We start from the raw sequence: 650 nt of genomic DNA, 5'->3' as shown, positions 1-650 counted from the left end.
CCATTGCTGCATGCAGACGGAACAGGCGATCAATTCAGGGAACTTCCATATCCTAAAACCACGTAAAGCCCTCAACAAAGCTTTTTTAAAGGTCAAGCCTAACCGCTCCCAAATCGAGCAGTTTAAGCAGCATCTCATTCAGCTGCTGGACAGGACGAACGATACCGAAAGTGAGGAGTTCCACAAGAACCTCGTGACCGATTTTCTGAAGAAGACCTACTACGATCCCAATCATTTTATCAATACCAAAGGCCGTACAGATCTTGTCATTCACAACGGCAACAAGGCCAAAACCAGCGTGGGCGTTATTATTGAAGCCAAAAAACCCACCAGTAGGGCAGAGATGCTTAGCCGGGAGAAGATCAACTGCAAGGCATTCCAGGAGCTGGTGCTGTACTACCTGCGGGAGCGCATTAACCACAAGAACCTCGAGGTGAAATACGTGGTGGCGACCAATATCAACGAATGGTTCATTTTTGACGCCAACTTCTTTGAAAAGGCTTTTGCGCAGAACAAGAAATTAGTTCATCAGTTTATCGATTTTGAGGCCGGAAGGCTGGCCGGAAAAACGACCGACTTCTTCTATAAGGAAATAGCGGAACCCTTTATTGCTGAAATGCAGCAGGAAGTGGAATTCACTTACTTCGATA

Annotated in this window: 1 protein-coding gene; it reads left to right on the top strand. The window is 46.3% G+C overall.

Annotated features, from left to right (window positions below):
• Positions 1-650 (top strand): DUF7149 domain-containing protein (locus HC176_RS15690; protein WP_425338211.1); only part of this gene is annotated, 650 nt, incomplete at both ends.

It is taken from the genome of Tamlana crocina, assembly GCF_012037625.1.
Note: the sequence above shows the minus strand (reverse complement) of the source record. Positions and strands in the feature narration are given on the sequence as shown.